A 25175-nucleotide genomic window follows, 5' to 3' on the forward strand; every position below is an offset into this window, starting at 1 on the left:
GACCTTCCTCGAGAGTGGGGGGTGTTACTCGACCGGGTGCGCGCTCGCGAGCGAGAGCGGATTGACGATCGAGAGCAGTTCGCTCGGCTTCGAGATGAAGCCGGCCCACTCGTCGCTGGCGGCGAAGAACAGGTTCTGCGTGTACATGATGTTGTCGTAGACCTGCTCGTGCACGATCTTGTTCGCCTCGCGCATGATCTCGATCTTCTCGTCCTCGTCGAAGGTGACCATGCCCTCTTCGATCAGGGCGTTCAGCTCGGGGTCGTCGACATGGGTGTAGTTGATCGCCCCACCGGGCAGGTAGGAGAGCGCGAAGTTCGTCACCGGGTCGTCCATGATGGCGAAGTTCCCGGCGTAGATGTCGTAGTCGCCCTCACTCGTCATCGACAGGTACGTGTTGCGCTCGGTGCCCTGCAGTTCGATCGTGATGCCCGCCTCGGCGGCGCTGTCCTTGACCATCTGCGCCCACTGGCTCGTCACGCTGTCCTGCAGCGAGTAGATCAGCCGGAACGACACGGGGAACGTGCCGTCGGAGCCGGCGACGTAGCCCGCCTCCTCCATGAGCGAACGCGACTCCTCGGGGTCGAACGCGTACTCGGTCACCGAATCGTCGTAGTACTTCGCGAGCACCGGCATGAGCGCGCTGGAGCCGGTCGAGACCGCCTGGCCTTGCAGCACCACCGTGCGGATCGCCTCGTAGTCGACCGCGTGGGCGAGCGCCTGACGGACGAGTGCGTTCGCCAGATCCGGCTTGTCCATGTTGTAGACGAGGTGCGCATAGCCGAGGCCCGCCGCCTCGATGACCTGGAGGCCATCGGTGCTGCGGAGCTGCTCCACCTGCGCCGGCGGGAGGGCGTTCGCGATCACGTCGATCTCGCCGCTCTGCAGCGCGAGGATCTCGGTGTTCACATCGGGGTACACGCGGTAGACGACCTCGGCCGGTCCGGGAACGCCGCCGTCCACCAGCGGGTAGTCCTCCACACGATCGAGCGTGTAGTGCTGCCCCACCTGGAAGTCGCTGAGGATGAACGGGCCCATGCCCACCCACCCGCCATCGCTGCCGTCGTTCGCGAACTCCGCGATGGATCCCTGGGGCTCGAACACGTGCTGGGGCACGACCACTCCCCAGAATCCGATCTCGTCGACGATCGACGAGTCGGGCTGGGTGAGAGTGAGCTCGACGCGAGTGTCCGAGACGGCGGTGGCGGTGTCGAGGTTGCCGAGCTGGCCGAAGAATGTTCCCGGTGCCTGATCGCGCTTGACGGCGTTCAGCGTCCACGCGACGTCCTCGGCGGTCAGCGGCTCGCCGTCGCTCCACGTCAGGTCATCACGGATCTCGTAGAACCCGGTCGTGTCGTCGACGTAGCCCCAGTCGGTCGCGACATGCGCTTCCTTCGTGCCGTCATCGCTGATGCTCAGCAGGTGCGGATACATCAGATTGGTGATCCACGAGTCCGTGCGGCTGTTGCCGAGCACGGGGTTGAAGTTGACGACGTCCGTCGTCGTGCCGATGCTGAGCGTCTCATCGCTCGGCCCGGCGGTTCCGGATGACTCCCCCGGCTCTGGCGCCGTGGGGGCGCATGCGACGAGACCGACGGCGAGAGCCGCGGCAGCGCCGAGCGCGAGGTACCTGCTGTGCTTCATCAGACCCAAACCTCCTCGAGTACGCGCATGGTGTTCCCGCCGACGACCGCGCGGATCTCGTCGTCGGAGTAGTCGTGCTTCACGAGCCAGCCGATGATGTTGTAGAAGGCCTCGGCGGGGTTCTCGATACCGTCGACGTAGGGCTGCTTCTCGTAGTCGACGTTCGCGTGCGCCTGCCCGAGCGACAGGTTCGACGAGAACGCGTCGTGCAGACCCACGTGGTCACCGAACAGGGTGTCCGGTCCGAAGCTCACGTGCTCGAGACCCACGAGGTCGACGCAGTACTGGAAATGGTCCATCACCGACTCGAGCGAGTGCTTCGGATGCTGCGGCGAGATCGTCGTGTGGGGCGCGGCCTCGATGCCGATGACTCCCCCGCGCTTCGCGCACTCGATGATCGTCTCGTCGGTCTTCATGCGGTTCGTCGGCCACAGACCGCGCGCGCCCGCGTGCGTGATGAACACCGGCACCTTCGAGTGCTTGACCACGTCGACGCAGGTGCGATCGCCGGAGTGCGAGATGTCGATCGCGATCCCGAGCTTGTTCATGCGCTCGACCGCGCGCTCGCCGAAGTAGGTGAGGCCGCCGTCGCCGCGCTCCTTGAGGCCGCCGCCGAGCATGTTCGCCTCGGAATACGCGATGCCCATCTGACGCACGCCGAAGCCGTACAGCACATCGAGCCGATCGACCTCGTTCTCGATCATCGTCGCCGCTTCGAGCGCGAAGATATGGGCCACACGACCGGTCTCGGCCGCGTAGCGGATGTCCTTGATCGACTCCGCCTTGATCACGAAGTCCTGGTGGGCGAGGTCGGCCATGCGAACGCCCAGATCGAACAGCACGTCCTGGTACTTCCAGCCGGCGTCGCTCGAGATGCAGCACGTGCCATCCATGCCGTTGTCGAAGACGGCCGTGAGTCCGGAGCGCGCGAGCCCCTGGTATCCGGTGGGTTCGCGGCCCTGACGGATGTGGTCGCGCAGCTCCCCCATGTCCTCGGGGAAGACCTGGACGTGCTCGTGCAACGAGATCACGGTCTCCTCGCGCAGCAGGCGCTCGGTGCGCTCCTTCTGCGCGTCGTTCAGGTCGAGCCCCTCGTATGCGGGGACTCGCCCGATCTGCTTGGCGTAGCGGAACTCGCGGTAGTCCTTGCCCGCTTCGAGGTAGTCGTAGGCAGTGTAACCGGTGTAACGGTCGGCTTTCTCGAGCACGAATGCGCTCCTTCGGTTCGTTGGTGCGGGGTAGCCTCTCCCGCTCGACGAAGGGGAGATTCCTCGAATCTCGATTATTTCGGCGCAAATGTCAACAACAATGATGATTTTCGGCTGAGATGTTTCCTGTCCGAAACATTTCAGAGCAAATTCTTGGCATGATGGCCTCATGCACACCACGCCCGCAGCAGAGCACGACATCGTCCTCGACGTTCGAGGCCTCACCGTCACCCTGTCGTCCGACGGACGTCGCAACCGCGTCGTCGACGGCATCGACCTCACCGTGCGCCGGGGAGAGGTCTTCGCGCTGCTCGGCGAGTCCGGTTCCGGCAAGTCGATGACCGCGCGCGCGATCATGGGACTGCTCGACAAGGGCGACGTGACGGCCGATCACCTGACGCTCGACGGAACCGATCTGCTCCCCCTGTCGGACGAGGAGCGCCGACGGCTGCGCGGCGTGCGGGTGAGCCTGGTCATGCAGGATGCGCTCTCGGCACTCAACCCCGTGCTCAGCATCGGCGACCAGATCATCGACCTCATCCGGGCGCACCGCACCGTGAGCCGTCGCACCGCGGAGAAGCGCGCAGTCGAGCTGCTGACGCTGGTCGGCATCCCCACGCCGGAGAAGCGGGTCCACGACTATCCCCATCAGTTCTCGGGCGGACAACGGCAGCGGATCCTCATCGCAATGGCGATCGCCCTCGAACCCGATCTCATCATCGCCGACGAACCGACCACCGCGCTCGATGTGACGGTGCAGGCTCAGATCCTCGACCTGCTCCTGTCGCTCCGTGACCGCCTGGGCATGGGCATCCTGCTCATCACGCACGATCTCGGAGTGGTGATGGAGGTCGCAGATCAGGTAGCGGTGATGCGCACCGGACGGATCGTCGAGGCGGGCAGCGCAGACACGGTGCTCACCGCACCCCAGCATCCCTACACGCTGCAGCTCCTGCACTCCCTGCCGAGTGATGTGAGCGCGGCCGTCGACGACCCCGCGGCTGCGCCCATCCTGCAGGGCACGGCCCTCGAGCGCACCTTCCGCTCGGGCACCGGGCGCCGAGCGCACCGGGTCGCCGCGGTGGCCGGAGTCGACCTGAATCTCCGAAAGGGAGAGATCCTCGCGATCGTGGGTGAATCGGGCAGCGGAAAGTCGACGCTCGCGCGCATGCTCGTGGGCCTCGACTCGCCCGACGCCGGCACCCTGACGTACCGGGACCAGGACGTCACACGCGGGCGCCTCCGTGATCGCAAGATCCTGCGCCGCGGCGTCCAGATGGTGTTCCAGGACCCGTACATGTCGCTGAACCCTCGGATGACGGTGCAGCAGATCATCGCCGAGCCCCTCGCCGCGACCCGCACGGGAAGCCCGTCGAGCCGGCGAGAGCGGGTCGCCGAGCTCCTCGAACTCGTGGGGCTCACCCCGGAGATGGGATCACGCTTCCCGCACCAGTTCTCCGGCGGTCAACGGCAACGTATCGGCATCGCACGCGCACTCGCGCTCGATCCCGATGTGCTCGTGTGCGATGAGCCGGTGTCGGCACTCGACGTCTCGATCCGCGCCCAGATCATCGACCTGCTCTGCGACCTCCGGGAACGACTCGGCATGTCGATCGTCTTCATCGCGCACGATCTCTCGCTCGTCCGCCACATCGCCGATCGGGTCGCCGTCATGTACCTCGGTCGGATGGTCGAGATCGGCGAAACCGAGGACGTCTACCGCACTCCGTCCCACGCGTACACGCGGTCTTTGCTGTCGGCCATCCCGCCGCAGACCCGGGCCGAGCGCGGCATGCTGCAGCGACGGACCCCGCTCACCGCCTGACACGAAGGCCGCCGATGGTCACTCCCCCGCGACGGGCTCCGGGAGGTCGATCGGCACGACGGGGCAGTCCTTCCACAGACGCTCGAGCCCGTAGTAGACGCGCTCCTCCTGGTGGAAGACGTGCACGATCAGGTCACCGAAGTCCATCAGCACCCAGCGCGCCTCGGCGCGTCCCTCGCGACGCACGCGCTTGTGCCCGGCCTCGATGAGTCGGTCCTCGATCTCGTCGGCGATCGCGGCGACGTTGCGCTCGCTGTTTCCCGTGACGAGCAGGAAGATGTCGACGAGCGGGAGCGGCTCGGACACGTTGAGCGCGACGAGGTCTTCGCCGCCCTTCGAGACGGCGGCTGCGGCAGCGATCTGCAGCATGGATTCAGCGGATTCAGGTGATTGCATCAGAACACATTCGTAGTGAAGGCGACGACGAGGACCACGCCCAGTGCGAGAGCGAGACCACCCGCAACGATCGCGAGGATGAGCATGAGCCTGTTGCCCTTTTCAGGGGCAGGGGGTCGGATGACCTCGCCGGCGGGCTTGATGGTGCTGACCGCCGAGCTGGCGGCGATCGGCGTGGGAGAGGAAGCGGGCGGCAGTTCGCCGTCGATGAGAACGGCATCGACGTCCTTGCCGTCGGCGACCCCGTGGGCGTGCCCCTGCGAGCCGATACCGCGAGGGAGCTCGTAGGAGCCGGTCACGAGGATCTCACCGGTCGACGCGACCGGCCCCGAGAGCGACCCTTCGCCCGGCGATGGAGTGAAGATCAACGCGCTGGGCGACGTGTGCTGGGAACCGCTCGAATCGCCGACCGTGAGCAGGTCATCGAATGACGGCGCGAAGGGCTTGCGCGCCTCGTCGATCACGGATGCCCCGAACGCCGGGTTCACCGTCGGTCGCTCGTCCGGCGCGATGGCCTCGTCGTCCTCGCCGACGTCGGCGAGGACGTCGTCGCTCTCCGGGACGGCGGGGTCCTGGTCGAGGCCCAGAACGGCATCGACGTCGTCGACGTCGTGCGGCGTCTCGACGATCTCACGGGACTCGTCGACGGGCTGCTTCGCGTCGACCGCCTCTCCGAGCGGCACCTCGCCGACGGAAGCGCTCGCGCCTGCGGCGCTCACAGGCGCGATCACGATCTCGGCGTCATCCACCTCGTCGTCGTGGATCTCGTCGTCCGTGAGGTCATCGCTCGTGGTGGCCGGTGCCGAGAACTCCGGCACGGCGGAGACGATGGGCTCCTTCTCGACCGGCGCACTCTCGACCGGGGCCTGGACGTTCGCGGCCGGAGTCGGAGCAGCGGGGGTTGCGGGCTCCGCGGGAGCGACAGGTGCCGCTTCCTCGGGCTCGACGACGGGAACGGATGCCGTCCGCACGCGCTCCTGATCGCGCGCCTGCCGGCGGGTGAGCGGGGCAGCAGGCGACGCCGGGGCCGCGGGCTCCGGGGCGGCGGGCTCCGGGGCGGCGGGCTCCGGGGCGGCGGGAGCGGCGGTCGGGTTCGGAGCAGCCGGGGTCTCCGCAACCGGTGCGGGCGCGGGGGCAGGAGCCGGCTTGGGCGTGGCCGCCGTCTCCTCGTCGGTGATGACGGGCGTCGATCCGGTCAGTCGGATCTCACGCAACTGCTTGCGTGTCAGCGGACCCTGGCCGTGCTGATCCGATGTAGTCATGACTTGCTCCGATACAGATGATGCTTCGCGATGTACTGGACGACCCCGTCGGGAACGAGATACCAGACCGGCTGATCGTCCCGGACCCGCTCGCGGCAGGCGGTCGACGAGATCGACAGGGCCGGCACCTCCAGCTGGCTGACGTTGTCGCTCGGGAGGCCATCCGTGCTCAGGACGTGTCCTGGCCGGGAGACCGCGACGAAGTGGGCCAACTCCCACAACTCATCATGGTCCCTCCAACTGAGAATTTGCGCCACGGCATCCGCACCGGAGATGAAGAACAGCTCCGCATCCGGCCGATCTCGCTTCAGATCCCGCAGGGTGTCGATCGTGTACGTCGGACCTTCGCGATCGACGTCGACGCGGCTGACGGTGAACTGCGGGTTGGACGCCGTCGCGATCACGGTCATCAGATAGCGGTGCTCGCTCGGAGTGACGTCCGACTTCTGCCAGGGGCGGCCGGTCGGCACGAAGACCACTTCATCGAGATCGAAGGAGTGCGCGACCTCGCTGGCAGCGACCAGGTGACCGTGGTGGATCGGGTCGAACGTTCCACCCATCACACCGATACGCGGAGCGCGCGAGGTCACGGTCTTCATAGTGCCTTAGTGGCCGTGTCCTGCTCCGTGACCGTCCTTGCCGTGCTTCGCAGCCCACGCCTCGGCCTTCGCAGAGTGGCGGTTGGCGACGTTGCGGTACGACAGCGTCACGAGACCGAGGAACGCGAAGATGATCGCAGCGATCACACCGAAGATCACGGTCTCGAGGGCAACGTTGCCGTGGTGCTCGGTTTCCGCAGCGGCCATCGCGACCTGTGCGATGAGGTTCATCGTTTCTCCGTTTCGTGACCTGAGTCAGTGCAGCGCCATCCAGTCTAGCCCTCAGCCGCGCGTCTGCCCCGCCCCACGCGCCAGCCATTTCGTGCTCGTGAGCTCGGCGAGGCCCATCGGACCCCGTGCGTGCAGTTTCTGCGTCGAGATGCCCACTTCGGCGCCGAAACCGAACTCGCCGCCGTCGGTGAAGCGAGTGGAGGCGTTCACCATGACGACCGCGGAATCGACCTCAGCGAGGAAACGCTCGGCGTTACGCGTATCCGTCGTGATGATCGACTCGGTGTGACCGGTGCTGTAGGTGCGGATGTGCGCGAGGGCCTCGTCGAGATCGTCGACGACCTTGATCGCGATGTCGAGGCTGAGATACTCGGTCGCCCAGTCCTCCTCCGTCGCCGGGATCACGTTCGAAACGAGGCCCGAGACGATGTCGTCTCCGTGGATCGCCACCCCTTCGCTCTGGAGAGCGCTCGCCACGAGGGGCACGAGACGCGGAGCGGCCTGACGGTGCACGAGGACGGTCTCCACCGCGTTGCACACGCTCGGTCGCTGCACCTTCGCGTTGACGACGATGTCGCGCGCCCAGTCGTCCGGCGCCGACTCGTCGAGAACGATGTGCACGTTGCCGGCTCCCGTCTCGATGACCGGCACGGTCGACTCGGTCACGACGGTCTCGATGAGTCCGGCGCTCCCCCGGGGAACGAGCACATCGATGTATCCCCGCCCGTGCATGAGCGCCGTTGCCCCGTCGCGCCCGAAGTCGTCGACGGTCTGGATCGCCTCGGCCGTGACGCCGGAGCGCACGAGCGCCTCGCGCATCACCTCGACGAGCACGGTGTTCGACTCGCGCGCGGCGCTGCCGCCCCGGAGCACCGCCGCGTTGCCCGAACGCAGCGCGAGGGCGGCGATGTCGACCGTGACGTTCGGGCGCGCCTCGTAGATCGCGCCGACCACGCCGAAGGGCACACGGATCTGCTCGAGGGAGACCCCGTTCGGCATCCGATGTCCACCCACGACACGTCCCACCGGATCCGGGAGCGCTGCCACCTGCCGCACCGCGGCGGCGAGAGCCGCGACGCGATTCTCGTCGAGGCGCAGACGGTCGATCAGCGAGTCGCCGATGTCGTTCTCCCGCCCGCGGGCGATGTCGAGCGCGTTGGCGGCGATGATGCGCTCGGCGTCGCGCTCGAGCCCGAGCGCGATCTCCTCGAGCACCTGCTCCTTGTCGCCACTGGTCAGAACGGCGGTCGCGCGCGACGCCTCCTTCGCGCGCTCGAGGCGCACCTGCGGGGTCTGGTCGGTCATCCGCCCAGTCTAGGGCGCTCGCCTTCGCTCAGACGGCGGGCTCGAACCAGGTTCCGACCTCGGCCCCCGAGAGCGCGCGATCCACCAGGTCGGCGCTCGTCACGAGCACGCCGATCCCCGACGCAGCCGCGAGGCGGGCGGCCGACACCTTGGTCGCCGCTCCCCCGGTGCCGACGCTGTTCACGACCGTCGCGCCGAACTCGAGTCCGCTCAGATCGGCATCCGCGGCGATCACATCGATCGGCTCGGCGCCGGGGTCGGACGGTGGCCGCGTGTACAGCGATTCGATGTCGCTGAGCAGCACGAGGGCGTCCGCCTCGATCAACTGGGCGACGAGCGCACCCAGACGGTCGTTGTCACCGAAACGGATCTCCTGCGTCGCGACCGTGTCGTTCTCATTGACGATCGGGAGCACCCGCAGTCCGAGAAGGCGCTCCATCGCACGGCGGGCATTGCTTCGCGACGTCGGGTTCTCGAGGTCACCGGTCGTCAGCAGCACCTGCCCCGCGACGATGTCGAACGGCCGCAATGCCTCTTGATACCGGTAGACGAGGATGTTCTGACCGACCGCTGCGGCCGCCTGCTGCGTCGCGAGATCGGTGGGGCGGGCATCGAGCCGCAGGAAGGGGATGCCGGAGGCGATCGCACCGGACGAGACGAGGACGACCTCCGTGCCCCGACCGTGCGCGGCGGCGAGGGCCTCGACGATCACCGGGATACGCCACGAGGCCTCCCCGCTGATCGACGACGATCCGACCTTGACGACGATGCGCGCAGCCGTGGCGAGGTCTGCACGCGAGCGTGCGGTCACTCGCCCTCTTCGCGATAGGCGGCGAGGCGCTGGGCCTCGACCTCCGCGCGCGCCGCGGCCTTGGCATCCATGCGCTCGTAGTAATTCTCGCGGCGCTCCGCCGTCGTCCGTCGCGAGTTCGGCGCCAGACGCGGGTCGGTGCCACGCGGGGCCGTCATGAGCTCGGCCGCCGAGGTCATCGTCGGCTCCCAGTCGAAGACGATGCTGTCGCCCTCGCCGATCACCACGGTCGAGCCCTGCACCGCTCCGAGGCGGAAGAGCTCGTCCTCGACGCCGAGCTTCTCGAGCCGGTCCGCGAGGTAGCCGACGGCCTCCTCGTTCTGGAAGTCGGTCTGCTGCACCCAGCGCACCGGCTTCTCGCCGATGATCCGGTAGACGTTGCCGTAGGTGCCGCCCTCGACCCGGATCGTGAAGTCCTTCTTCGAGCCGCGCGGGCGGATGACGACGCGCTCGCGGGGCACCTCGACGGTGGCCTGCTCGGCGCGCACCTTCTCTACGAGCTCGCCGAGCGCGAAGGTGAGCGGGCGCAGGCCCTCGTGCGAGACGGTCGAGATCTCGAAGACACGGAAGCCGCGCTCCTCGAGGTCGGGCCGCACCATCTCGGCGAGGTCGCGCGCCTCGGGGACGTCGATCTTGTTCAGGGCGACGAACTGCGGGCGCTCCAGGAGCGGGGTCTGCCCTTCGGGCACCTCGTAGGCCGCGAGCTCGGCGAGGATCACGTCGAGGTCAGAGAGCGGATCGCGTCCCGGTTCGAGGGTCGCGCAGTCGAGCACGTGCAGGAGCGCCGAGCAGCGCTCGACATGACGGAGGAACTCGAGACCGAGACCTCGGCCCTCACTCGCTCCCTCGATGAGCCCGGGCACATCGGCGACGGTGTAGCGCGCACCGCCGGCCTGCACGACACCGAGGTTGGGATGCAGGGTCGTGAACGGATAGTCCGCGATCTTGGGCCGTGCGGCCGAGATCGCCCCGATCAGGCTCGACTTGCCGGCCGAGGGGTACCCCACGAGCGCCACATCGGCGACGGTCTTGAGCTCGAGCACGACATCGCCCTCGTGGCCCGGTGTCCCGAGCAGCGCGAAGCCCGGCGCCTTGCGCTTGGGAGAGGCCAGCGCCGCGTTGCCGAGTCCGCCGATGCCGCCCTTCGCCACGACGAAGCGCTCACCCGGGGTGACCATGTCGATCAGCACCTCACCGGTGCTGCTCTTCACCACCGTGCCGACGGGCACGGGGAGCTCGAGATCCTCGCCGGCGTATCCCGAGCGGTGGTCGCCCATCCCGAACCCGCCGTTGGGCGAGGACCGGTGCGGAGAGTGGTGGTACGAGAGCAGCGTGCCGGTCTGCGGGTCGGCGACCAGCACGATGTCGCCGCCGTCACCGCCATTCCCGCCATCGGGTCCACCGAGCGGCTTGAACTTCTCGCGGTGCACCGAGACACAGCCGTTGCCGCCCTTGCCCGCGCGCAGGTGAAGCGTCACGGTGTCGACGAACGTGACCATGTGTCGGTCTCCTCAAGTGATAGCTGTCGCCCAGCGGAATCGGTGGGCAGATACACGGACGGGGCGAGCCGAAGCCCGCCCCGAACCGGATGTCTGTTGCTGTGCGGCGATTACTCGCCTGCAGCGACGATGTTGACGACCTTGCGGCCGCCCTTCGCGCCGAACTGCACCGCACCGGCGGACAGCGCGAAGAGCGTGTCGTCGCCGCCACGGCCGACGTTCACGCCGGGGTGGAAGTGGGTGCCGCGCTGACGGACGATGATCTCGCCGGCGTTGACCTGCTGGCCGCCGAAGCGCTTGACGCCGAGGCGCTGTGCGTTGGAATCACGACCGTTACGGGTGGAGCTTGCGCCCTTTTTGTGTGCCATGTCCTGGTCTCCTCGGTCTTACTTGATGCCGGTGATCTTGACGCGCGTGAGCTCCTGACGGTGGCCCTGGCGCTTCTTGTAGCCGGTCTTGTTCTTGTACTTCTGGATGACGATCTTCGGGCCGCGGAGGTTGCCGATGACCTCGGCGGTGACCTTGACCTTGGCCAGCTTGTCGGCGTCGGTGGTCACCGTAGCGCCGTCGACGAGCAGCACAGCGGCAAGCTCGATCTTCTCGCCCTGGGCAGCCTGCACACGGTCGAGCTGAACGATCGTGCCGACCTCGACCTTCTCCTGCCGCCCACCGGCGCGCACTACTGCGTAAACCACTTCATACCTGTTTCGTTGGGGAGCTCGCGGCTCCGAGAATCTCACGGGAAGACTGTTGCTTGCATGCGCCGCAGGGCGACGGGTGCGAATGCAAGACTCTCCGCTCCGGCCGACGAGGACGACGCGGCATACGCACCAAGGGACTACTTTACCGGATGCCGGACCCACTCGCAAAGTGAGTGGAGGGGCGTGTCCGGTCATAGGCTTACGGAATGACCGTTCTCGTCGACGACCCGCTGTGGCCCGCGCACGGACGCCTGTGGGCGCACCTCGTCAGCGACGAGAGCCTCGACGAGCTGCACACGTTCGCGCTCCGTCACGACCTGCCCCCTCGGGCTTTCGATCGGGACCACTACGACGTGCCGGAGGAAAGCATCCCCCGGCTCATCGCCGGTGGCGCCCAGCACGTCGGCGGCAAGGAGCTCGTCCGACGACTGATCGCCTCAGGCCTCAGGATCCCCGCTCGCGACCGACGCTGACCCCTCGCCGTTCACCGACACCGGCGTGCCGGTGAGCGCCGCAGTGCTCACCCGACGACGGCCGCGTCCCTGACCCGGTGCCTTCGGCTCCGGGAGGGCATCGAGCACCGAGTCGAGCAGCTGCTCGGCCTGGCTGCGTGGTGCGGGCTTGCGGTCTGCGCCACGCTTCTTGCGGGGCTTCTTCGCACGTTCGAGGACCTCGACCGGTGCTTCGTCGACCACGACCGCTTCGGCCGCACCCTCGACGGGTGCCTTCGTGGACGCCGCGATCTGCGCGAGCGCCGACTTCGCGCCCTCGGGGATGCTGTGCGTCGCATTGGCCGCCGGAGGAGCGCTCTGGCTCTGTCCGCCGCCGTTGCCGCCGCGCTGACGACGGCCGCCCTGGTTGCCGTTGCCGCCGTTGCCGTTCCCACCGTTCCCGTTGGAACGGTGCTTGACGACGGGATCGTGGTGCACGATCACACCGCGACCCGCGCAGACTTCGCACGCCTCGCTGAAGGTCTCGAGAAGTCCGAGACCGAGCTTCTTGCGCGTCATCTGCACGAGTCCGAGCGAGGTGACCTCGGCGACCTGGTGCTTGGTTCGGTCTCGGCTGAGGCACTCGATGAGACGACGCAGCACGAGGTCGCGGTTCGACTCGAGCACCATGTCGATGAAGTCGACCACGATGATGCCGCCGATGTCGCGAAGACGCAGCTGGCGGACGATCTCCTCCGCGGCCTCGAGGTTGTTCTTGGTCACCGTCTCTTCGAGGTTTCCGCCGGAGCCGACGAACTTCCCGGTGTTGACGTCGACCACGGTCATCGCCTCGGTGCGGTCGATCACGAGCGATCCACCCGACGGCAGCCAGACCTTGCGGTCGAGCGCCTTCTCGATCTGCTCTGTGATCCGGAACGCGTCGAACGGGTCGGCGGCGTCTTCGTAGGCCTCGACGCGCTCGAGCAGGTCGGGGGCGACGCTCTCGAGGTAGGAGCGGATCGTGCGCTGCGACTCCTCGCCCTGGATGAGCATCTTCGTGAAGTCCTCGTTGAAGACGTCGCGGACGATCTTGACGAGCAGGTCGGGCTCGGCGTGCAGAAGTGCGGGCGCCTGCTGGCTCTCGACCTGCTTCTGGATGTGCTCCCACTGCGAGGTGAGACGCTGCACGTCGCGCGTGAGCTGGTCCTCCGTCGCGCCTTCCGCTGCAGTGCGCACGATGACGCCGGAGGACTCCGGCAGCACCTCCTTGAGGATGCGCTTCAGACGCGCACGCTCGTTGTCGGGGAGCTTGCGGCTGATGCCGTTCATCGAGCCACCGGGAACGTACACGAGGTAACGGCCGGGAAGCGAGATCTGGCTGGTCAGGCGGGCGCCCTTGTGGCCGACCGGATCCTTCGTGACCTGCACGAGCACGCGGTCGCCCGGCTTGAGGGCGAGCTCGATGCGACGGGGCTGGTTGCCGGTCTCGACGCCGTCCCAGTCGACCTCGCCGGAGTAGAGCACCGCGTTGCGGCCGCGCCCGATGTCGACGAACGCGGCCTCCATGCTCGGCAGCACGTTCTGCACGCGTCCGAGGTAGACGTTGCCGATGAGCGAGGCGTCCTGGTTGCGGGCGACGTAGTGCTCGACGAGCACGCCGTCCTCCAGGACGCCGATCTGCGTGCGGCCGTTCTTGGAACGCACGACCATCTTGCGATCGACCGACTCCCGACGAGCGAGGAACTCCGCCTCGGTGACGACCGGGCGACGACGACCCGCGTCGCGTCCGTCGCGGCGGCGCTGCTTCTTCGCCTCGAGGCGCGTGGAGCCCTTGATCGCCTTCGGCTCGGTGATGTATTCGACGACGCGCTGACGCTGACGCGGCTCGCGCTGGTCGTCGCCCTCGGATCCGCCGCGACGGCGACGTCCTCGGCGACCGCCGTCGGCGTCGTCCAGGTCGCGATCGGGGGCGGATGCCCGACCGGGGCGTGCCGGCAGCGGCACGATCTCCGGTGCGTAGAAGTGGAGCTGGGTGGAGACCTGGGAGACGAACACCTCGGGAAGCAGACCCAGCGAGACGGCGGTGACCGCGGCGGGCGCCTCGGGAGCCGCGGGCTCCTCCTCGACGGGCTTCTCCGCGGCAGGCTCTTGCGCTGCGGGCTCCTCGGCGACCGGCGCCTCAACGACCGGTGCTTCTTCTGCCCGCGCCTCTTCGACCGGTGCCTCTTCGACCGGCGCCTCTTCGACCGGCGCCTCTTCGGCGGGCGCCTCTTCGGCGGGCGCCGTTTCGGCGGAGGCCTCGACGGGCTCCTCGGTGTTCACGACCTCGGCGGGAGCATCCGACTCGGCCTCGGCCGCGTCCTCCGGCGTCTCGACCTCGGGAGTCGGGGACTCCGTCAGCTCTTCCGCGGCGTCCGCCGGGAAGTCGAGGGTAGGGGTGTTGTTGTCATTGTTCTCATCGGCCATCTCTGGCTTACTCCCTGCGCGGATCACCGGAGTGTTCCGCGAAACTCATGCAGCACCCGCGGGTGCCGCGAACTCACTCGATCTGCGACCGGCTCGTAGCTCTGGTCGCGTGGGGCATGGGCCCCGAAGTCTGCGTCGACACGTGTCACGGCTGGGCCGCTCATCGCGTCACAGGTCATTATCGCACCAAGTTCCGCAGAATGCGGCATCCGTGCACGTCCGATGATTTTCTCCGGCCCGTTCTCGCCTCATCCATAGCCGTCGCTGAGATAATCCTCAGATGAGCGAGCAGCGCACCCGCCCCGTCATCTTCGCCGTCTGGCTGATCATCGCGAGCATCATCGGCTGGTTCGCCGCCTTCCAGCTCACGGTCGAGAAGTTCGTCATCCTCGCTGACCCGGACGCATCGCTGTCGTGCGACCTGAGCGCCTTCATCCAGTGCGGCAAGAACCTGGAGTCCTGGCAGGGTTCGGTGTTCGGATTCCCGAACCCGATCCTCGGCCTCACGGGCTGGATGGCACCGCTCGTCGTCGGTGTGGCGATCCTCGCCGGCGCTCGCTTCCCCCGTTGGTTCTGGGCGCTCTTCGGCGTGGGTATCACGTTCGCCTTCGGCTTCGTGTGCTGGCTGATCTCGCAGAGCATCTACGACCTGATCGTGCTGTGCCCGTGGTGCATGGTCACGTGGGCCGTGACGATCCCGACCTTCTTCGCCACGATGCTGCACCTCACGCGCAACGGCACGTTCACCCGCAACGAGGTCGTGCAGCAGCGGGCCGACAAGCTCATGGCGTGGGTCCCCCTGGCCACGGTCGTCGCGTACGCGATCATCATCGTGATGGCGCAGACCAAGGGCATCGACTTCCTCGGCGAGATGGTGCGCATCGTCACCGGCGGCTGACCCGCCCATGAGAAAGGCCCGTCCGCTGCGCAGCGGACGGGCCTTTCTCATGGATGTGCGACTCAGTCGAACCAGATGCCGAGCTCGCGCGCGGCGCTCTCGGGGCTGTCGGAACCGTGCACGAGGTTCTGCTGGACCTTGAGTCCCCAGTCGCGACCGAAGTCACCGCGGATCGTGCCCGGGGCGGCAGTCGTCGGGTCGGTCGTACCGGCGAGCGAGCGGAATCCCTCGATCACGCGGTTGCCGGCGAGGCGGATCGCGACAGACGGGCCCGACAGCATGAACTCGAGGAGCGGCTCGTAGAACGGCTTTCCCTCGTGCTCGGCGTAGTGCGCGGCGAGCAGGTCGCGGTCGGGCTCGACGAGGCGGATGTCGACGAGCGCGTACCCCTTCGCCTCGATGCGGGCGAGGATCGCGCCGGTGAGGCCGCGTGCGACGCCGTCGGGCTTGACGAGGACGAGGGTTTCTTCGGTGGCCATGTCATTCACTCTCTGTCTGAGTCTCGGTCGAGGGCTCGGTCGGGCGTTGTGCATCCACCCGCGCCCCCTTGATGGTCGCATACGCCCACATGCCGCCGAAAATCAGCACGACGAACAGGATGGACGGAACCAGGATCGCCGACAGGGCGATGATGACCTGCACGATCCAGCCGGCCGTGATGGCCCAGGGCTTCGTGATCATCCCGGCGATGGCGATGCAGACCAGCGCCATCACGATGCCGCCGACGATCCCCCACCACTGCGGGATGGCGGGCGGAAGCGAGCGCAGCCCGAAGATCGTCAGACCGACGAGGAAAACCACGATCGATTCGAAGCCGAGCACGACCGGCGCGAGCTTCTGCACGAGGGTGCGGGGCGGGCGCGGCGGGCGCGGAGCGCGTCCGCCGGCGGCGCTGGAGGTCATGCGCGCCACCCCGACTTCCAATCCTCGTCCTCGGCGAGGGCGATCGCCTCGCCCGCGAGGACGACGGAACCGGCGATCACGACCGCGCGGCGGTCGCTCGATGCGGCCCACTCGCGAGCGGCGTCGGCCGCGTCGGCGAGACTCGGATGCACGGTCGCCCGCTGCCCCGCCTGCTCGACGAGGTCCGCGATCGCGTCGGCATCGGATGCACGGTCGGAGTCGGGCGCCGTGGCGAACACGTGCGCCGCCGCCGGAGCGAGCTGCGCGACGATGCCCGCAGCGTCCTTGTCGGCCAGCACCCCGAGCACGACCCCCCACTCGTCGAAGTCGAAGCTGTCGTCGAGCGCCTGCACGAGGGCCTTCGCGCCGTGCGGGTTGTGGGCGGCGTCCACGACGACCGTCGGTGCGACGCCCAGCAGCTGCAGTCGGCCCGGAGAGGTCGCGCCCTGCAGACCCTCAGACATGATGTCATCGGCGATCCGCTGGGTCGCGCCGCCGATGAGCGACTCGACCGCGGCGACCGCGAGGGCGGCGTTGTGCCCCTGGTGCGCGCCGTAGATCGGCAGGTACTCCTCGACGTAGTCCCCGGCCAGGCCGCGGATCGTGAGCAGCTGTCCGCCGACGGCGAGTTTCTGTTCGGCAAGCCCGAACTCCTCCCCGTCGAACGCGATCGTCGCGCCGCGCTCGGCGGCGACGCGGCGCAGCACCTCGGCGGCCTCGGCCGGCTGCTGTGCGGAGACGACCGCGGCGCCGTCCTTGATGATCCCGGCCTTGACCTCGGCGATCTTCGCGATCGTGTCGCCGAGACGGTCGGCGTGATCGATGTCGATGGGCGCGAACACCGCGACGTCGCCGTCGGCCGTGTTCGTGGAGTCCCACTCCCCTCCCATGCCCACCTCGAGCACGAGCACGTCGACGGGCGCATCGGCCACGGCGACGAACGCGAGGACCGTCAGCAGCTCGAAGAAGGTCAGCGGGGCGTCGCCCGCTGCCTCGAGTTCGGCATCCACGATCTCCACGAACGGGGCGATCTCGTCCCACGCGTCGGCCACGGCCGCGTCGTCGATCGGCTCACCGTCGATCATGATGCGCTCGGTGAACCGCTCGAGGTGCGGGCTGGTGAAGAGCCCCGTGCGCAGTCCGTGGGCGCGCAGCAGGCTCTCGATCATCCGCGCGGTCGAGGTCTTGCCGTTCGTCCCGGTGATGTGCACGACGCGGTAGGTGCGCTGCGGGTCGTCGAGGAACGCGAGGATGCGGGCGGTGCGCTCCTTGCGCGGCTGCACCCAGCGCTCCCCCGCGCGTCCGAGGAGAGTCTCGTAGACGGCATCCGCCCGGTCACGTGCGCTCATTCCGTTCCTCCGATCCGGCTGACGGCGATCGTGAAGGCCGCACGGTTCGCGTACGTGCCCTTCTCGATGTCTGCGATGAACTCGGCCCCCGCCACAGGGCGATCCTCGCGGTGCAGCGAGTGCTCCACCGCCAGGGTCTCCCCCGCAACGTCGGCGATCTCGAAGGCCGAGGCGACGGCATCCGCATCCTCCTCGCTCGCGAACCGCAGATCCAGACGGATGCGGTCGCTCACGTCGAAGCCGGCGTTCTTGCGCGTCTCCTGCACGGCGCGGATGACGTCGCGCGCCAGTCCTTCCGCCTCGAGCTCGGGCGTCGTCTGCGTGTCGAGCAGCACGAACCCTCCGGTCGGAACGATGGCGAGGGCTTCACCCTCCGGGCGCCCCGTCGTCTCGAGCACGAGCTCGTACTCGGCAGGCTCGAGCGCGATGCCACCGGCGGTCACGACACCATCGACCTCGGCCCAGTCACCGGAACGCGCGGCCTGGATCGCCTTCTGCACCTCCTTGCCGAGGCGCGGTCCGGCCGCCCGGGCGTTGACGCTCAGGCGGTGGTCGATGCCGTAGTCCTTCGCCGTGGTGTCGGCGAGCGGCACAAGCTCGACCGCCTTCACGTTGAGCTCCTCGCGCAGGATGTCCTCGAACTGGCCGAGCGTCGATGCGAGCGGCGATACGACCGTGAGACGCGCGAGCGGCAGACGCACCCGCAGCTTCTCCTTCTTGCGCAGCGCGTTGCCGACGCTCGACAGCTCGCGCACGGCGTCCATCGCATCGCGGATCTCGTCGGCGGCCGGGAACGCCTCAGCATCCGGCCAGTCCTGCAGGTGCACGCTGCGCCCGCCGGTGAGTCCCTGCCACACGCGCTCACTGATGAGCGGCACGAGGGGCGCCGCGACACGGGTGAGCGTCTCGAGCACGGTGTACAGCGTGTCGAAGGCCTCGCGGCTCTTCGGGTCCTCGGTCACGCCCACCCAGAACCGGTCGCGCGAGCGGCGGATGTACCAGTTGGTCAGCACCTCGGCGAAGTCCCGCAGACGTGCGGCGGCCGTCGTCGAATCGAGACCCTCGAGGTCGGCGCGCACTTCGCGAACGAGATCGCCGAGCCGGGCGAGGATGTAGCGATCGAGCACATCGGTGGAGTCGGTGCGCCACGATGCCTCGTAGCCAGCGCCCGTCTCGGTCGCTGAGCCTGTCGAAGCGTTCGCATATGTCGCGAAGAAGTACCACGAGTTCCACAGCGGCAGCAGGAATTCGCGCACGCCCGAGCGGATGCCCTCCTCGGTCACCGCGAGGTTTCCCCCGCGCAGCACCGAGCTCGACATGAGGAACCAGCGCATCGCGTCGGAGCCGTCGCGGTCGAGCACCTCCGAGACATCCGGGTAGTTGCGCAGCGACTTCGACATCTTGTAGCCGTCACTGCCGAGGACGATGCCGTGGCAGCTGACGCCGGTGAAGGCGGGGCGGTCGAACAGCGCGGTCGACAGCACGTGCATCACGTAGAACCAGCCGCGGGTCTGCCCGATGTACTCGACGATGAAGTCGGCCGGCGCGTGCGAGTCGAACCACTCCTGGTTCTCGAACGGGTAGTGCACCTGGGCGTAGGGCATCGAGCCCGAGTCGAACCACACGTCGAAGACGTCTTCGATGCGGCGCATCGTGCTCTTGCCGGTCGGGTCGTCGGGGTTCGGACGCGTGAGATCGTCGATGTACGGGCGGTGCAGGTCGATCTCGCCCTCGGGGTTGCGCGGCAGCGTACCGAAGTCGCGCTCGAGGTCCTCGAGCGAACCGTAGGCGTCGACGCGCGGGTACTCGGGGTCGTCGCTCTTCCAGATCGGGATCGGCGATCCCCAATAGCGGTTGCGGCTGATCGACCAGTCGCGCGCGCCCTCAAGCCACTTGCCGAACTGGCCGTACTTGACGTTCTCGGGCACCCAGGTGATCTGCTCGTTGTTCGCGAGCAGATCGTCCTTGATGTCCGTGACGCGGATGAACCAGCTCGACACGGCCTTGTAGATGAGAGGGTTCCGGCAGCGCCAGCAGTGCGGGTACGAGTGCTCGTAGCTCTGCAAGCGTACGAGGCGACCGCTCTCGCGCACGAGGCGCACGAGCGGGGTGTTGGCGTCCATCCAGAGCTCGCCGGCGACGTCGGTGACCGCCGAGAGGAAGCGCCCGCCGTCGTCCAGGGAGATGATCGTCGGGATGCCGGCGCCACCCGCGACCCGCTGGTCGTCCTCACCGTAGGCCGGAGCCTGGTGCACGATGCCGGTACCGTCGCTGGTCGTGACGTAGTCGTCGACGAGGATGCGCCAGGCGTTCTCGGTGCCCCACGTCTCGGCATCCGCGTAGTAGTCGAAGAGGCGGTCGTACGTGACGTCCTGCAGCTCGGATCCGCGGACGGATGCCTCCACCGCGGCGAGCGCCTCTTCGGCGCTCTCGTAGCCGAGGTCCTTCGCGTAGCCGCCGAGAAGTTCACGGGCGAGCAGGTAGCGGTGCGCGGAGGCCTCGACCGCGGCATCCGTGGAGCCGGCGACCTGGTGCACGTCGGCCGCGCCGTTCGGACCGGCGGGCACGACGACGTAGTCGATGTCGGGCCCCACGGCGAGCGCGAGGTTGGTCGGGAGGGTCCAGGGTGTGGTGGTCCAGGCGAGGGCGCGCACGGCGGTGAGGCCGAGGGACTCGGCCTTCGCGCCCGTGAGCGGGAACGTCACGGTCACGGACGGGTCCTGCCGCATCTGGTACACGTCGTCGTCCATGCGGAGCTCGTGCGCGCTGAGCGGCGTCTCGTCGCGCCAGCAGTACGGCAGCACGCGGTGCCCCTCGTAGGCGAGGCCCTTGTCGTAGAGGGTCTTGAACGCCCAGAGCACGCTCTCCATGTAGCCGAGGTCGAGCGTCTTGTAGCCGCGCTCGAAGTCGACCCAGCGCGCCTGGCGGGTGACGTAGTCCTGCCATTCGCGCGTGTACGCGAGCACCGAGCTCTTCGCCTTGTCGTTGAAGACGTCGATGCCCATCGACTCGATCTCGCTCTTCTCGGTGATCCCGAGCTGCTTCATCGCCTCGAGTTCGGCCGGGAGGCCGTGCGTGTCCCAGCCGAAGACGCGATCGACCTTGTGACCGGTCATCGTCTGGAAGCGCGGGAAGACGTCCTTGGCGTACCCGGTGAGCAGGTGCCCGTAGTGCGGCAGACCGTTGGCGAACGGCGGGCCGTCGTAGAACACCCACTCGGGCGAGCCCTCGCGCTGCTCGATCGAGGCGCGGAAGGTGTCATCGGTCTTCCAGAACTCGAGCACCTCCTCCTCGATCTGGGGGAAGCGGGGGCTGGGCGCGACGGAAGCGTCGGCGGCGGGGCCGAAAGAGGAACGCGGATAGGTCATCGTGTCTCGCAGTGGTCGTCGTGGCGGATGCTCCTGCGAGGACGACCCTGCCGGGCCGCGGTACCACCTCGCGTGCGCTCCCACCCCTCTCGGTGTGTTCACGCCACTCTCACTGCGGCTGTGACGGGCCTGCCCCGCTCGGTTCTACTGAGCCCGTCGCCGGACCGTTCTTCCGAGAGCTCCCCGGTGATGCCGGATCGATGCTCGTGATTCCAGTGTACGCGCCCCGCGGTCGTGCGGGATCCCGCAGATCCGCACGACCCTGCGAGTGTCGGCGCCCCGCCCTACGCTCGACGCATGGCCCGCTCCGCCGAGACCCCCGTCGCACCCCGCGTCTCACCGCCCGACCTCCCCGATCGCCTCGACACCGCCGTCGCCGCGCGCAGCGCCGACCTCCTCGCCGCACGGATCGAACTCGCGGGCGATGCCGACCTCGCCTATGCCTCGCTCGAGCAGTGCGTCGTGACCGCGGATGCCGACTCGATCGACCTCACCGGGGCGACCCTGCTCGACGTCGACATCACCGGCATTCGCGCCGCGTCGGTCAAGCTCCGTGGCGCCGGCATCCGTCGCCTGCGTGTGACCGGCGGGCGCATCGGCACGCTCGATCTCAGCAGCGCCCGGGTGTCCGAACTCGAGCTTCGCGACCTCCGCATCGACTACCTGAACCTGGGCGCGGCTCGCGTCGACGACGTCGACGTGATCGGATGCCGCATCCGCGCCCTCGACATGCCCCAGGCGGAGCTCGCCCGCATGCGCTTCGCGGATTCGGCGAGCGATGAGGTCGACACCCGGGGCATGCGGGCGACCGATGTCGATCTGCGCGGGCTCGACGCCCTCGCCTTCCTCGATGCGAACAGCCTGCGCGGCACGACCCTCACGTCGTTCCAGGTGCAGCAGCTCGCCCCCGTATTCGCCGCAGGGCTCGGCATCCACGTCACCGGCTGACCGCGACCGGGTGACCGCCATGGGCTGACGAGCACCGGTCAGGGCCGGCGCACGCCGCTCGCCGCGAGGAGTTCCCGGGTGAACGGATGCTGTGGGTCTGCGAACACGTCGACCGCCGTTCCCTGCTCGACGATCCGACCGCCCTGCATCACCAGTACGCCATCGGCGACGGCCCCGACGACGTCGAGGTCGTGCGAGACGAAGACCATCGTCAAACGCCTCTCGCGCTGCAGCCGGAGCAGCAGACGCAGCACCCGTTCCCGCACCGACGGGTCGAGCGCCGACACGGGTTCGTCGAGAACGAGCACATCCGGGTCTGCGGCGAGCGCACGGGCGATCGCCGCTCGCTGACGTTGTCCGCCGGAGAGCTCCGACGGACGCCGCCGGGCGAGAGATGGATCGAGGTCGACCTCCTCGAGAAGACCCGCGACACGCTCGCGACGCTCGGTGCGCGGCACTCCGCCCGCGGCGAGCGCCTCCTGCAGCGAACGCCCGATGCTCCAGCGCGGATCGAAAGCGCCGAGCGGATTCTGATGCACGAACTGCACCCGGTGCGCGCCGCTCCAGCGGATGCTCCCGGCATCCGGTTCCTGCACTCCGAGCAGCATGCGCGCGAGCGTGGTCTTCCCGGAGCCGGACTCCCCGACGATCCCGAGCGTCGACCCCTCACTCACAGAGAACGTGGCGTCGACGACGGCGTCCACGCCGGCGAACGACACCGACGCACCCTCGACGGACACGACCGATTCGCCGCCGGCATCGTGTGCCTGGCGGGGTTCGTGCAGGGTCGCGGCGATGAGCTGTCGTGTGTACGGATGCTGTGGCGCCTCGAGCACCTCGGCGACCGGGCCCTGCTCCACCACCGTGCCGTCGCGCATCACCAGCACACGGTCGGCGAGCAGCCGCACCGCGGCGAAGTCGTGGCTGATGAAGAGCACGGCGGTTCCGGCATCCGCGATCTCCCGCAGCAGGTCGAGGATCCTCGCCTGCACGGTGGCGTCGAGGGCCGTGGTCGGCTCATCGGCGATGAGCGCGGCGGGGCCGGCCGCGAGAGCCGAGGCGATGAGCGCGCGCTGTCGCAGTCCTCCCGAGAGTTCGTGCGGGTACTGGCGCATCCGACGTTCCGGCTGCGGCATCCAGACGCGGCGCAGCAGACCGAGCACTCTCTCGCGCAGTGCACTTCCGCCGCGCGAATGGAGGCGCAACGGCTCGGCGACCTCCGACTCGATGCGCTGCAGCGGATCGAGGGCGACGAGAGCGTCCTGGGCGACCAGCGCGGCTCGCGCTCCGCGGAGGCGGCGCCAGCCGCGCTCGTCGAGACCGCGCGCATCGGTGCCGTCGATCCGCATCGTGCGGGCGGTGACGGATGCCCGCGTGGGAGCGAGGCCGAGGAGCGCGCGAGCCGTGAGCGACTTGCCCGCTCCGGACTCCCCGACGATCGCGACGCACTCCCCGGGCGCCACGGTGAGCGACACCCCGTCGACGACGGAGACGTCGTCGATCACGATCCGCAAATCCTGCACCTCGATCACGGGAGGTGTGCTGGCGCTCATCGTCCGCCTCCGTCCGCTCGCGACCGGAGCACTCGACCGACGATCGTCGCCGCGACCACGGTGAGGGTGATCGCGATGCCGGGGAACACCGAGATCCACCACGCCTGGCCGAGCACGTTCCGACCGCCTGCGAGCATGAGGCCCCATTCCGGTGTCGGCTCCGCGGGACCGAGACCGAGGAAGCTGAGACCGGAGGCGGCGAGGATGCTCGATCCGATGCCGATCGTCGCCAACACGCTCAGCGATCCCACCACCCCGGGGAGCACGTGGCGCCAGAACGCCAGGAGACGCGGCACACCGAGGATCCGCGCGGCCTCCACGTGCTCGGCGACGCGGAGGGTGCGCGTCTGCACGCGCGCGAGACGGATGTACACCGGTACCGCCGCGAGCGTCACGGCGATCGCGACGTTCGCCGGCCCCGGCCCGAGCACGGCGATCACCACGAGCGCGACCAGGAACTCGGGGAACGCCATGAGCACGTCGTTCACGCGCATGAGCGAGACGTCGACCCAGCGCGGGGCGAGGCCGGCCAGCGCACCGATCGCGAGCCCCACGATCAGTGCGATTCCCGTCGCGAGCAGCCCGATGCCGACCGAGCGGGCGGCGCCGAACACGACCCGGGAGTACACGTCACGGCCGCTCTGGTCCGTGCCGAAGAGGTGCTCGCCGCTCGGCGGGCGGAGCGCTCCCCGCACATCGGTGAGCACGGGGTCGTGCGTCGCGAGGATTCCCGGGAATGCGGCGGCGAACGCGATGACGCACAGGACGGCGACGGCCGCCCACAGCAGCACCCGCTGCGCGCGGCTCATCGCCCCGTCTCCCGGACGGACATGCGCACGCGCGGGTCGATCAGCGGATGCACCAGCTCGACGATCACATTCACGATCACGAACACGAGAGCGCTGAGCAGGATGATCCCGGAGATCACCGGGAGATCGCGATCACTGATCGCCGCGAGGGTCACCCGACCGAGTCCCGGCCGTGCGAAGACGGTCTCGACCAGCACCGCTCCACCGAGAACGGATCCGGTGAGGTAGGCGGTGAGCGTCACGGCTCCCGCTGCCCCGTGGCGCAGGCCGTGCCGGAGCGTGAACCATCCTGCGCTCGCACCGCGTGCGCGCACGGTCTCGGCGAACGGCATCCGCTCGGCCTGCACGAGACCGTCGCGCAGCACCTGACCGAGGAGCGCCGCGACGGGCAGGGCGAGCGTGACCGCCGGAAGGACGATCGTGGCCGGATTGCGCGCACCCGACACCGGGAACCAACCCAGCCCGAACGCGAACACGCTCAGCAGCACGAGACCGATCCAGAACACCGGCGACGAGAGCACGACCAGCTCGACACCCGTCGCGACGGCGCGCGCCGTGTCACCTCTCGCGAGCAGCGCCACCGAGAGGGCGAGCACCACGGCGATGAGCAGGGCGAGCGCCGAGAGCTGCAGGGTCGCTCCGAGCTGCCTGCCGATGACCTCGGCCACGGGCATCCGCAGCTGGTACGACTCCCCCAGGTCTCCGCGCAGCAACCGACCGAGGTAGTCGACGTATTGCTCGACGGGCGGACGGTTCAGTCCGAGATCCTCACGGATGCCGTCCTTCACCGCTTCGCTGACCTGGGCCTGCGGTCCGAGCATCACCGACACCGGGTCGCCGGGAATCACGCGGAAGGCCAGGAACGCCACCGTGGCGGCGCCCCACAGCACGACGACCACGGATGCGACGAGACCGGCGATCTTCGCGAGCGCAGCCTTCACCGCTCTCCTCCCGCCGCCGTGCGTCGAC

At 68.6% G+C, this 25175-nt stretch carries 23 protein-coding genes; 4 read left to right on the forward strand and 19 right to left on the reverse strand.

The features are described from left to right. Nucleotides 1–24: 24 nt before the first annotated feature. Nucleotides 25–1644 (reverse strand): ABC transporter substrate-binding protein, encoded by a 1620-nt coding sequence (locus ACFY9N_RS09785; RefSeq protein ID WP_391478310.1) that lies wholly within the window; start codon nt 1642–1644, stop codon nt 25–27. Next, nucleotides 1644–2852: a dipeptidase gene (locus ACFY9N_RS09790; protein WP_391478311.1), complete on the reverse strand. Its 1209-nt coding sequence runs from the start codon at nt 2850–2852 to the stop codon at nt 1644–1646. The genes ACFY9N_RS09785 and ACFY9N_RS09790 overlap by 1 nt, the downstream gene beginning before the upstream one ends. A gap of 169 nt (nt 2853–3021) precedes the next feature. Here ACFY9N_RS09790 and ACFY9N_RS09795 point away from each other — a divergent pair, with 169 nt between their 5' ends. Continuing rightward, entirely contained in the window at nt 3022–4677 is a 1656-nt protein-coding gene (locus ACFY9N_RS09795; RefSeq protein ID WP_391478312.1) for a dipeptide ABC transporter ATP-binding protein, read from the forward strand. Between the two features lie 18 nt (nt 4678–4695). Here the strand turns inward: ACFY9N_RS09795 and rsfS are convergent, their stop codons facing one another. From rsfS to rplU, 9 genes are all read right to left on the reverse strand, one after another. Then, on the reverse strand, nt 4696–5046 hold the full coding sequence (rsfS, locus tag ACFY9N_RS09800; protein WP_391478313.1) for a ribosome silencing factor: 351 nt from the start codon (nt 5044–5046) through the stop codon (nt 4696–4698). Nucleotides 5047–5072: 26 nt separating this feature from the next. Then, the gene (locus ACFY9N_RS09805; RefSeq protein WP_391478314.1) at nt 5073–6335 is read right to left on the reverse strand and encodes a hypothetical protein; all 1263 of its coding nucleotides are present in this window, start codon (nt 6333–6335) and stop codon (nt 5073–5075) included. Further along, complete coding sequence (nadD, locus tag ACFY9N_RS09810; RefSeq protein ID WP_247622165.1) at nt 6332–6934, reverse strand: nicotinate-nucleotide adenylyltransferase; 603 nt, start codon at nt 6932–6934, stop codon at nt 6332–6334. The genes ACFY9N_RS09805 and nadD overlap by 4 nt, the downstream gene beginning before the upstream one ends. A gap of 6 nt (nt 6935–6940) precedes the next feature. After that, nucleotides 6941–7165 carry a hypothetical protein gene (locus tag ACFY9N_RS09815; RefSeq protein WP_247632000.1) on the reverse strand — a complete coding sequence of 75 codons (225 nt, stop codon included), beginning with the start codon at nt 7163–7165 and terminating at the stop codon, nt 6941–6943. Nucleotides 7166–7216: 51 nt separating this feature from the next. Beyond that, entirely contained in the window at nt 7217–8470 is a 1254-nt protein-coding gene (locus tag ACFY9N_RS09820; protein WP_391478315.1) for a glutamate-5-semialdehyde dehydrogenase, read from the reverse strand. 28 nt (nt 8471–8498) lie between these two features. Next, complete coding sequence (gene proB, locus ACFY9N_RS09825; RefSeq protein WP_391478316.1) at nt 8499–9281, reverse strand: glutamate 5-kinase; 783 nt, start codon at nt 9279–9281, stop codon at nt 8499–8501. Beyond that, nucleotides 9278–10780: a GTPase ObgE gene (gene obgE, locus ACFY9N_RS09830; protein WP_391478317.1), complete on the reverse strand. Its 1503-nt coding sequence runs from the start codon at nt 10778–10780 to the stop codon at nt 9278–9280. Before obgE ends, proB begins: the two co-directional genes overlap by 4 nt. A gap of 110 nt (nt 10781–10890) precedes the next feature. Further along, the gene (gene rpmA / locus ACFY9N_RS09835) at nt 10891–11148 is read right to left on the reverse strand and encodes a 50S ribosomal protein L27 (protein ID WP_247622160.1); all 258 of its coding nucleotides are present in this window, start codon (nt 11146–11148) and stop codon (nt 10891–10893) included. Nucleotides 11149–11166: 18 nt separating this feature from the next. Continuing rightward, on the reverse strand, nt 11167–11475 hold the full coding sequence (rplU, locus tag ACFY9N_RS09840; RefSeq protein ID WP_391478318.1) for a 50S ribosomal protein L21: 309 nt from the start codon (nt 11473–11475) through the stop codon (nt 11167–11169). A gap of 212 nt (nt 11476–11687) precedes the next feature. Here rplU and ACFY9N_RS09845 point away from each other — a divergent pair, with 212 nt between their 5' ends. Continuing rightward, nucleotides 11688–11954 carry a DUF4031 domain-containing protein gene (locus tag ACFY9N_RS09845; RefSeq protein WP_391478319.1) on the forward strand — a complete coding sequence of 89 codons (267 nt, stop codon included), beginning with the start codon at nt 11688–11690 and terminating at the stop codon, nt 11952–11954. On the opposite strand, the gene ACFY9N_RS09850 is transcribed toward ACFY9N_RS09845, so the two are convergent. Next, on the reverse strand, nt 11919–14378 hold the full coding sequence (locus ACFY9N_RS09850) for an Rne/Rng family ribonuclease (RefSeq protein ID WP_391478320.1): 2460 nt from the start codon (nt 14376–14378) through the stop codon (nt 11919–11921). The two genes, ACFY9N_RS09845 and ACFY9N_RS09850, sit on opposite strands and share 36 nt — an antisense overlap. Before the next feature lie 280 nt (nt 14379–14658). Between ACFY9N_RS09850 and ACFY9N_RS09855 the strand changes: the two genes are divergently transcribed. Next, complete coding sequence (locus ACFY9N_RS09855; protein WP_391478321.1) at nt 14659–15276, forward strand: vitamin K epoxide reductase family protein; 618 nt, start codon at nt 14659–14661, stop codon at nt 15274–15276. 62 nt (nt 15277–15338) lie between these two features. Here the strand turns inward: ACFY9N_RS09855 and ndk are convergent, their stop codons facing one another. From ndk to ileS, 4 genes are read right to left on the reverse strand one after another with little or no spacing between them, the layout of a single operon-like run. Continuing rightward, entirely contained in the window at nt 15339–15755 is a 417-nt protein-coding gene (gene ndk / locus ACFY9N_RS09860; RefSeq protein ID WP_067120383.1) for a nucleoside-diphosphate kinase, read from the reverse strand. A gap of 1 nt (nt 15756) precedes the next feature. Then, nucleotides 15757–16179, reverse strand: a complete 423-nt coding sequence (locus tag ACFY9N_RS09865) for a DUF4233 domain-containing protein (protein WP_391478322.1) — start codon at nt 16177–16179, stop codon at nt 15757–15759. Further along, nucleotides 16176–17528: a bifunctional folylpolyglutamate synthase/dihydrofolate synthase gene (locus ACFY9N_RS09870; RefSeq protein WP_391478323.1), complete on the reverse strand. Its 1353-nt coding sequence runs from the start codon at nt 17526–17528 to the stop codon at nt 16176–16178. Before ACFY9N_RS09870 ends, ACFY9N_RS09865 begins: the two co-directional genes overlap by 4 nt. After that, a complete protein-coding gene (ileS, locus tag ACFY9N_RS09875) occupies nt 17525–20896 on the reverse strand; it encodes an isoleucine--tRNA ligase (RefSeq protein ID WP_391478324.1) in 3372 nt (1123 codons plus the stop codon). Before ileS ends, ACFY9N_RS09870 begins: the two co-directional genes overlap by 4 nt. A 297-nt stretch (nt 20897–21193) precedes the next feature. On the opposite strand from ileS, the gene ACFY9N_RS09880 reads away from it, so the two are divergent. Then, nucleotides 21194–21844: a pentapeptide repeat-containing protein gene (locus ACFY9N_RS09880; RefSeq protein ID WP_391478325.1), complete on the forward strand. Its 651-nt coding sequence runs from the start codon at nt 21194–21196 to the stop codon at nt 21842–21844. A gap of 38 nt (nt 21845–21882) precedes the next feature. Here ACFY9N_RS09880 and ACFY9N_RS09885 read toward each other — a convergent pair whose 3' ends face one another. The 3 genes from ACFY9N_RS09885 to ACFY9N_RS09895 are packed head-to-tail and all read right to left on the reverse strand — an operon-like array spanning nt 21883 to nt 25147. After that, nucleotides 21883–23397 carry an ATP-binding cassette domain-containing protein gene (locus ACFY9N_RS09885; RefSeq protein ID WP_391478326.1) on the reverse strand — a complete coding sequence of 505 codons (1515 nt, stop codon included), beginning with the start codon at nt 23395–23397 and terminating at the stop codon, nt 21883–21885. Continuing rightward, nucleotides 23394–24206 carry an ABC transporter permease gene (locus ACFY9N_RS09890; protein WP_391478327.1) on the reverse strand — a complete coding sequence of 271 codons (813 nt, stop codon included), beginning with the start codon at nt 24204–24206 and terminating at the stop codon, nt 23394–23396. Before ACFY9N_RS09890 ends, ACFY9N_RS09885 begins: the two co-directional genes overlap by 4 nt. Beyond that, nucleotides 24203–25147: an ABC transporter permease gene (locus tag ACFY9N_RS09895; RefSeq protein ID WP_391478328.1), complete on the reverse strand. Its 945-nt coding sequence runs from the start codon at nt 25145–25147 to the stop codon at nt 24203–24205. The genes ACFY9N_RS09890 and ACFY9N_RS09895 overlap by 4 nt, the downstream gene beginning before the upstream one ends. Between the last annotated feature and the right edge of the window lie 28 nt (nt 25148–25175).

Origin of the sequence: Microbacterium sp. NPDC008134, assembly GCF_042957055.1 — a bacterium.
In the GTDB taxonomy this organism is placed as follows: domain Bacteria; phylum Actinomycetota; class Actinomycetes; order Actinomycetales; family Microbacteriaceae; genus Microbacterium.

Excerpts from the sequence above, each read along its gene's own strand:
- obgE (WP_391478317.1), bottom strand. The coding sequence starts at position 10,780 with ATGGTCACGTTCGTCGACACCGTGACGCTTCACCTGCGCGCGGGCAAG.
- ACFY9N_RS09865 (WP_391478322.1), bottom strand. The coding sequence starts at position 16,179 with ATGACCTCCAGCGCCGCCGGCGGACGCGCTCCGCGCCCGCCGCGCCCG.
- ACFY9N_RS09870 (WP_391478323.1), bottom strand. The coding sequence starts at position 17,528 with ATGAGCGCACGTGACCGGGCGGATGCCGTCTACGAGACTCTCCTCGGA.
- rpmA (WP_247622160.1), bottom strand. The coding sequence starts at position 11,148 with ATGGCACACAAAAAGGGCGCAAGCTCCACCCGTAACGGTCGTGATTCC.
- ndk (WP_067120383.1), bottom strand. The coding sequence starts at position 15,755 with ATGGCCACCGAAGAAACCCTCGTCCTCGTCAAGCCCGACGGCGTCGCA.
- ACFY9N_RS09845 (WP_391478319.1), top strand. The coding sequence starts at position 11,688 with ATGACCGTTCTCGTCGACGACCCGCTGTGGCCCGCGCACGGACGCCTG.
- ACFY9N_RS09885 (WP_391478326.1), bottom strand. The coding sequence starts at position 23,397 with ATGAGCGCCAGCACACCTCCCGTGATCGAGGTGCAGGATTTGCGGATC.
- ACFY9N_RS09785 (WP_391478310.1), bottom strand. The coding sequence starts at position 1,644 with ATGAAGCACAGCAGGTACCTCGCGCTCGGCGCTGCCGCGGCTCTCGCC.
- rsfS (WP_391478313.1), bottom strand. The coding sequence starts at position 5,046 with ATGCTGCAGATCGCTGCCGCAGCCGCCGTCTCGAAGGGCGGCGAAGAC.
- ACFY9N_RS09880 (WP_391478325.1), top strand. The coding sequence starts at position 21,194 with ATGGCCCGCTCCGCCGAGACCCCCGTCGCACCCCGCGTCTCACCGCCC.
- ACFY9N_RS09795 (WP_391478312.1), top strand. The coding sequence starts at position 3,022 with ATGCACACCACGCCCGCAGCAGAGCACGACATCGTCCTCGACGTTCGA.
- ileS (WP_391478324.1), bottom strand. The coding sequence starts at position 20,896 with ATGACCTATCCGCGTTCCTCTTTCGGCCCCGCCGCCGACGCTTCCGTC.
- ACFY9N_RS09890 (WP_391478327.1), bottom strand. The coding sequence starts at position 24,206 with ATGAGCCGCGCGCAGCGGGTGCTGCTGTGGGCGGCCGTCGCCGTCCTG.
- ACFY9N_RS09805 (WP_391478314.1), bottom strand. The coding sequence starts at position 6,335 with ATGACTACATCGGATCAGCACGGCCAGGGTCCGCTGACACGCAAGCAG.
- ACFY9N_RS09820 (WP_391478315.1), bottom strand. The coding sequence starts at position 8,470 with ATGACCGACCAGACCCCGCAGGTGCGCCTCGAGCGCGCGAAGGAGGCG.
- ACFY9N_RS09850 (WP_391478320.1), bottom strand. The coding sequence starts at position 14,378 with ATGGCCGATGAGAACAATGACAACAACACCCCTACCCTCGACTTCCCG.
- ACFY9N_RS09855 (WP_391478321.1), top strand. The coding sequence starts at position 14,659 with ATGAGCGAGCAGCGCACCCGCCCCGTCATCTTCGCCGTCTGGCTGATC.
- nadD (WP_247622165.1), bottom strand. The coding sequence starts at position 6,934 with ATGAAGACCGTGACCTCGCGCGCTCCGCGTATCGGTGTGATGGGTGGA.
- ACFY9N_RS09815 (WP_247632000.1), bottom strand. The coding sequence starts at position 7,165 with ATGAACCTCATCGCACAGGTCGCGATGGCCGCTGCGGAAACCGAGCAC.